Here is a 6384-nt window from a genome sequence, read left to right as displayed (position 1 = left end):
GGCGCAGCGGCTCGTCGGCCCAGCCGAGCGCCCCGCTCTCGCCGAGCGCCGCCACCTTCATGGGAAAATCGGCGCCGCACATGCCGGGGCCGTCGATCGGCGACAGCAACGCCACGGCCGGCCCCTGCTTCACGGAGCCGGACTTCAGGCACTGAACCTCCGCCTCGCGTCGCCACGTCTCGCGCTGCCCCATGAAGTTGCGAGCGCATCCGGCGAGCGTGAGGAGAACGAGCGAGCCGACGAGATACCAACGAACGTCGCGCGTCATGGCGCGACTCTGCCGAGGAGACCGTTAAGGAGCCCTCAACGTTACCCTACGGTTCCACCTTCGGTGCGGCGTCGCGGCCACGCTTTCGGAGTTTGGTTACCAAGTTCGCGCCCTCGCCGACGGCAATCTCGGACTTGATGAAGCCCGGTGGTTCGGCCTAATGGCGCCGGCTCACGATCCCCCCTCCCCCGCCTCCCAGGAGCATGCCGTGGCGAAGCCGCTGGTCGGTCCGTTGTCCGCTCTCGATCTCGCCAAGCAAATCGACGCCGGGAAGATCACGCCGGCCGGGGTGGTCGATCTTTGCGCCGAAGCGATCGCGGCGCGGGAGCCGGAGGTCCGGGCCTTCGCGGCGCTCGACGTCTCGCGTGCAAAAGCGCGGGCCGAGGCGGCCGTGGCGACGCTCTCGGCGGCGCCGTTGCGCGGGCTGCCGGTCGGCGTGAAGGACATCTTCGACACCGCCGACCTGCCGACCGCCTATGGCTCGCCGATCTATGCGGGGCACCGGCCGGCGGCCGATGCGGCACTGGTGTCGATGCTGCGCCGTGCCGGCGGCCTCCTGCTCGGCAAGACCGTGACGACCCAGTTCGCCTTCATGGACGCCGGCGACACCCGCAACCCGCACGACCCGGCCCACACGCCGGGCGGCTCGTCGTCGGGCTCGGCCGCGGCCGTCGCGGCCGGCCTGCTGCCCGTCGCGATCGGCACCCAGACCGGCGGCTCGGTGGTGCGGCCCGGCGGCTATTGCGGGGTCGCCGCCTACAAGCCCTCCTACCGAATGCTGCCGATGGTCGGCTGCAAGTGCTTCTCGTGGTCGCTCGACACGGCCGGCCTGTTCGCCGCCGGCATCGTCGACGTCGCCTTCGCGGCCGCCGCGCTGACCGGCCGGGATCTCCGCGTCGATCGCGTGGCGCCCGCGGCGCCGCGCATCGGCCTCGCCCGCACCCATGTCTGGCCGGAGGCGAGCCCCGCCATGCAGGCCGCCGTCGAGCAGGCCGCCCGCCGCGCGGCCGCCGCGGGCGCCATCGTGGTCGAGATCAAGCTGCCGCCGGTGTTCGAGGATGCGTTCCGGGCGCATGCCGCGATCCAGGATCACGAGGTCCATCGGGCGCTCGCCTACGAGCACGACACCCATCGCGACCGGCTCGGCCCGCATCTGAGGGCGCATCTCGATGCGGCCGCCACCATCTCGCCGGAGGCCTATGACGACGCCCGGCGGGTCGCCAAGCGGGCCCGGCACGCGCTCGCCGACCTGATGGGCGAGGTCGACGTCCTGCTCACCCCGTCCGCCCCGGGCGCGGCGCCGCGCGGGCTCGAATCCACCGGACAGTCGATTTTCAACAGATTGTGGACGCTGATGGGCACACCGTGCATCAATGTTCCGGGGGTGTACGACGAATCGGGGCTGCCGCTCGGCGTCCAGGTGGTCGGCCGGTTCGGCCGCGACCGCGCCGCGCTGGAGGCGGCGCTATTCGTCGAGCGTGCCGTCGCCCCCGCATCGGGGGCCTGAGTGGACGCGGTCGGGGCGTCCGCCGACGGTCACGGTGCGGCCCGCCCGTCCCGGCGTTCGCCGGGCGCACCGACGAGATCGTTTTCATGTGCGTGCCCTTTCAACGACCGTTTGCGATTGCGACCACCCTCGCCGCCGCTCTGATCATCGTCCCGGGGTGTTCGAGCCCTGCCGCGGCCCAGTCCCGAACCGCCTCGGCGCCCCTGACCCTCGCGGTCGGCGAGACCTCGACCATCTCGCTCGAGGAGAACGTCACGACCGGCTATGCGTGGCGCTTCGACGCCGCGGCGAGCCGGGATGCCGGCTGCGTCACGCTCACGGATCTGGGCCATGCCCCGCGAGCCGGCGATCCGGCGATCGGGGCATTCGGGCTGCGCCGATGGAAGCTCGTCGGCGCCGGCCGCGGGCGCGCAGAGCTGCGCTTCCTCTACCAGCGGCCGTGGGAGCAGAAGCCGGTGCGCGAGCACACGATCATCGTGGATGTCCGCTGAAGAATTCCACTAGATGAGAAATCCGATCGACTGCAGCGCGAGATGATGTTGCGCTGCGGAATTGTTTCCGACTTCAGAACGCTATCCGGTTGTGCTAGTGTCCCGGCCGTTCAACGTCCCGAGGAGACGATCTTGGTTTATTCGATCGACCTGAACCGCGTGGCGATCTACGTCGTGTTCGGTTTCGTCACCGCCATCGTGTTGGGTGCGTTCTGATCGGATAGGACGCCCACCAGCGGCGGATCCGACGACGGCGCGAAGCCACCCGGTTTCGAGCCGACCAGCCCCGCCGTAAGGCTCCCGAAGGGACACCGGAGAACTTGTTCTCCGGTGTTTTGTTTTATCCGGACGGTCGTTCTCCTTGCGCGGCTTGTTTCCGCCCGCCACGCCGGGGCAGGCTGTGGCGGACGCGACTCGCCGCGCCGGCCCTCTCGTCCCTCCGGAGCTGGAAAAATGCCCCCGAAAACGCTGCTCGAGCTCGCCGGCGTCGCGATACGGCCGCCGCGCCTCGCCGACACGGTGCTGGTCGTGATCGACGCCCAGCAGGAGTATGTCGACGGCCTGCTGCCGCTGCCGGGCGTCGACGCGGCGCTGGACGAGATCGGCCGCCTGCTCGAGCGCGCCCGCCGGCTCGAGACGCCGGTGATCCACATCGTGCATCACGGCCGCACCGAGGCCGGCCCGTTCGCGCCGGGCTCGCCCGGCGTCGAGATCGCCTCGCAGGCGGCGCCCGCTCCGGGGGAGCCGGTGGTGACCAAGAGCCTGCCCAACGCCTTCGCCTCGACCGATCTCGCCGATCGCCTGCACGCCCTGCACCGCTCCTCGCTGGTGCTCGCCGGCTTCATGACGCACATGTGCATCGAGGCGACGGCGCGCGGCGCGCTCGATCTCGGGCTGCAGGCCACCGTGGTGGCGAACGCGACGGCGACGCGCGACCTGCGCGACCCGCTGAGCGGCGCCGTCATCCCGGCCGGCGAGGTTCACCGCAACGCGCTCGCCGCGCTCTCCGACCGCTTCGCCACGATCGTCGCGTCGTGCGACAGGCTGGAGGACTGAGGCTCGCCGGGCGGCAGGGCGACCGGCACGGCGACCACGTCGGCGATCACCGGCAGGTGGTCCGAGAGGCGGGCGGCGGCCGGATCCGTGAAGCCCTGCACCAGCGCCGCCGCCGGCCGGCAATAGATGCGGTCGAGCCGGAACAGCGGAAAGCCGGACGGGAAGGTGCGGAAGCGTGTGCGCCCCGGACAGGCGCCGCGCAGGACGGCCCGCACCGAGCCGGCGAACAGCCAGTCGTTGAAGTCGCCGACCACGACGGTGGTCTGCGGCCCGCCGTCGATCAGCTGGAGCAGTGCGCGGGCCTGGGTGCGACGCTCGCCGAAAGAGAGGCCGAGATGCGTCGCGATCACGCGCGCCGGCCCGTCCGGCGTGTCGATGTCGGCGACGATGGCGCGGCGCGGCTCGCGCTCCGGATAGGAGATGTCGTGCACGTCGCTGCGGCGCGGCCGCCAGCGCGAGAGCAGCATCTGGCCATAGGCGCCGTCGGCCGTGACGATCGTCTTGGCACCGAGCCCCCAATGGCCGAGCCGGCGCTCGATCACGGAGAAGGTCTCGGTGTCGGCCGTGTGCGGCCGGCGCGAGTCGACCTCCTGGAGGGCGACGATATCGGGATCGTGGCACTCGATCAGCGCGAGCACGCGGGCGAGATCGAAACGCGGGTTGCGGCCGAGCGCGCCGTGGATGTTCCACGTCATCACCCGGAACGTCCCGGGTGGCTTCGCCGTCACGGCTCGCGGCTCCCACGGCGGCCGGCGAGCCGCTGAAGCGCGAAGGCGATCGCGATCCAGGCGGCGAGCAGCGCGGCCGCCACGGCGATGCGGCCCGGCGTCGGGTTCTTCACGACAGCGAGGAGCTGATCGCCGAACGCGGACATGGCGACGATGCCGGGCGCCAGCCCGAGCGCGGTGCCGCCGATGAAGTCGACGAAGCGCACGCCGCCGGCACCGGCCATGAGATTGATCACCGCGAAGGGCGCGATCGGCAGCAACCGGATGGTGGCGACGGCGAGCACGCCGCGGCGGACGATCTCGCGCCGGATCGTGTTCACGCGCGGCCCGAGCAGGCCGACCAGCGGCTTGTGCCCGAGCCGCGCCCCGATGGCGAAGCCGACCGTGGCGGAGACGAGGGTGCCGAGCGCCGCATAGAGGAGGCCGAGCCAGCCGCCGAACACCATGGCGGTGGCGGCGATCAGCACCGTCACCGGAAAGCCGACGAGGCCGGCCGCCACGTAGAGGCCGGTGACGGCGACCGGCGTCCACACGCCGCCGAGCCCGCCCAGAATCTCCCGCACGCGCTCGATGTCGGCATAGGCGGCGAGCGGCCCGTAGCGCCAGGCGAGCAGGATGCCGAGCAGCACCAGCACGACCGCGCCGGCCTTCACGGCGCCGGGCAGCCGCCGCGCTCGCGTCGGCCCCATCACCTGCGCCGTCACCGCCTCGACCGAGATCGGCTTCTCGGGATCGGCGAGCGGCTCGATGGTGCCGGCGAGCACGCCGGTCGGCTCCTCCGGATCGCTGACCGGGCAAAGCCGGTGGCCGTGGCCCGACAGCGTCTCGGCGGTGCGCACCAGCGAGCCGGTGCGCACCAGCGCGTCGGCGACCGCCTGCTCGGCCACGCCGCAATGGTCGGCGATCAGACGGTTGCGGATGCGCGTGACGGCGCGCCGCTCGGCCTCGCTTTCCGCCTCCAAGGCGACGTCGCACTCGGCGTCGGCGCCCATCGAGCGGTTGTTGAGATTGGCCGAGCCGATTCGCAGCAGGCGATCGTCGACCACCATCACCTTGGAGTGCACCATGGTGTCGGCGACGTGCTCGCCGTCGCGCACCTGCGGGAAGAGAAAGCGCGCCCGCGCCGACACGCCGGCCTCCTCCAGGATGCGGCGGAAGCGCGCCCGGCCGGCATGCATGGTGTTGGCCTCGATCCACGAGTGATACTGGCGCGGCGTCACCACCAGGAGCTCGAGCGCCGGAACGGCACGCATGCGCGCGGCGATCCGCTCGGCGATCAGGGTCGAGGTGACGAACTGGTTCTCGATGTAGATGCTGCGGCGCGCCGCGTCGATGCTGTCGAGATACAAAGCCTCGATCTCGCGCACCTCGGGGTCGGCGTCGTCGCAGCACGGCACCGTGCGGGCGATGGCGAGGCGGGTGTCGCGCACATCGGGCGCGACACCGTCCGGCCAAGGATCGTGGTCTCGATCGTGATCGGGAGCGTCCTCGGACGCGACCGTCTCCAGCGCCTCGCCGGTGGCGCGCCGCCAGCGCGTCTTCGCCACCTCGCCGAGCGCCCGGGCCGCGGGACCGTCGGTGACCATCTGCACGTCGTGGAACGGCGGATAGGGCACGCCGTCCGGATCGATCCGATCGGGATCGCAGGGGTGATGGTCGCAGCGGTCCCAGCGGCGGATCGTCAGGTCGATGCCGCCCGAGAATGCGACGGCGTCGTCGACCAGCACGATCTTCTGGTGCTGCGACGAGCCGAAGGGCAGCCGGTCGTCGAGCCGCAGGATCACCTGCGGCGGCGTCTTCTGATCGATCGCGACGGTCGGGAACCACTCGCGCTCGGCCGCGAACAGCACCGAGTAGTTCCACAGAAGCAGCCGGATGGTGAGCTCGGGCCGGCGCGCCGCGAGCGCGGCGAGAAAGTCCACGAGCGTCTCGGGCAGGTCGTCGACGGGCGCGTCGGGACCGGCCGGAAGGCAGCGCGGCAGCCGCGTCCGGCTGTGGATGTCCCAGCCCACCACCAGCACCGAATGCCGGGCGCGCAGCAGCGACTGGCGCAGCGCCGAGAAATACGTCCCGGCATCGATCAGCACGGCGACACGATGCGCCGGCTCGATGCGCCAGACGTTGCGTCCGGGGCGCAGGATGCGGTCGGTGGTCACGGGGAGCACGTCAACTTGCATTCGGGGGTCTGGTTCCGCAGGCACGTCGGGTCTGCCGCGACAACGCACGAGGCGGCGTTTGGTGCCGGGATCCGGCGTGCGGGCGGGATGTGGATCCCTCTCCCCGCGCGCGGGGAGAGGGTGGCTCGCCGCGCAGCGGCGAGTCGGGTGAGGGGGC

General features: G+C 71.8%; 6 protein-coding genes and 1 pseudogene. 4 read left to right on the top strand and 3 right to left on the bottom strand.

What is annotated here, in order from left to right; translation table 11 throughout:
* Positions 1 to 268: pseudogene (locus ABTU92_RS25560) on the bottom strand (extensin); the annotation flags it as partial.
* A 208-nt stretch (positions 269 to 476) separates the two neighbouring features.
* Here ABTU92_RS25560 and ABTU92_RS25555 point away from each other — a divergent pair.
* The 4 genes from ABTU92_RS25555 (at position 477) to ABTU92_RS25540 (ending at position 3322) form a co-directional block, all read left to right on the top strand.
* A complete protein-coding gene (locus tag ABTU92_RS25555) occupies positions 477 to 1775 on the top strand; it encodes an amidase (protein ID WP_408094424.1) in 1299 nt (432 codons plus the stop codon).
* A gap of 86 nt (positions 1776 to 1861) precedes the next feature.
* On the top strand, positions 1862 to 2266 hold the full coding sequence (locus tag ABTU92_RS25550) for a protease inhibitor I42 family protein (protein WP_408094423.1): 405 nt from the start codon (positions 1862 to 1864) through the stop codon (positions 2264 to 2266).
* A 42-nt stretch (positions 2267 to 2308) separates the two neighbouring features.
* On the top strand, positions 2309 to 2482 hold the full coding sequence (locus tag ABTU92_RS25545; protein WP_408094422.1) for a hypothetical protein: 174 nt from the start codon (positions 2309 to 2311) through the stop codon (positions 2480 to 2482).
* 237 nt (positions 2483 to 2719) lie between these two features.
* On the top strand, positions 2720 to 3322 hold the full coding sequence (locus ABTU92_RS25540; RefSeq protein ID WP_408094421.1) for a cysteine hydrolase family protein: 603 nt from the start codon (positions 2720 to 2722) through the stop codon (positions 3320 to 3322).
* On the opposite strand, the gene ABTU92_RS25535 is transcribed toward ABTU92_RS25540, so the two are convergent.
* Complete coding sequence (locus ABTU92_RS25535) at positions 3247 to 4050, bottom strand: endonuclease/exonuclease/phosphatase family protein (RefSeq protein WP_408094420.1); 804 nt, start codon at positions 4048 to 4050, stop codon at positions 3247 to 3249. The genes ABTU92_RS25540 and ABTU92_RS25535 overlap by 76 nt on opposite strands.
* A complete protein-coding gene (locus tag ABTU92_RS25530; protein ID WP_408094419.1) occupies positions 4047 to 6206 on the bottom strand; it encodes a VTT domain-containing protein in 2160 nt (719 codons plus the stop codon). Before ABTU92_RS25530 ends, ABTU92_RS25535 begins: the two co-directional genes overlap by 4 nt.
* Between the last annotated feature and the right edge of the window lie 178 nt (positions 6207 to 6384).

The organism is Rhodoplanes sp. SY1, from assembly GCF_046000175.1.
GTDB lineage: Bacteria > Pseudomonadota > Alphaproteobacteria > Rhizobiales > Xanthobacteraceae > Rhodoplanes.
The sequence above is the reverse complement of the archived record's forward strand: the minus strand, read 5'-3'. Positions and strand labels throughout refer to the sequence as shown.

What these genes read in the sequence shown, in the direction of transcription:
- ABTU92_RS25550 (WP_408094423.1), top strand. Translation starts at nt 1,862, where the DNA reads ATGTGCGTGCCCTTTCAACGACCGTTTGCGATTGCGACCACCCTCGCC.
- ABTU92_RS25545 (WP_408094422.1), top strand. Translation starts at nt 2,309, where the DNA reads ATGATGTTGCGCTGCGGAATTGTTTCCGACTTCAGAACGCTATCCGGT.
- ABTU92_RS25540 (WP_408094421.1), top strand. Translation starts at nt 2,720, where the DNA reads ATGCCCCCGAAAACGCTGCTCGAGCTCGCCGGCGTCGCGATACGGCCG.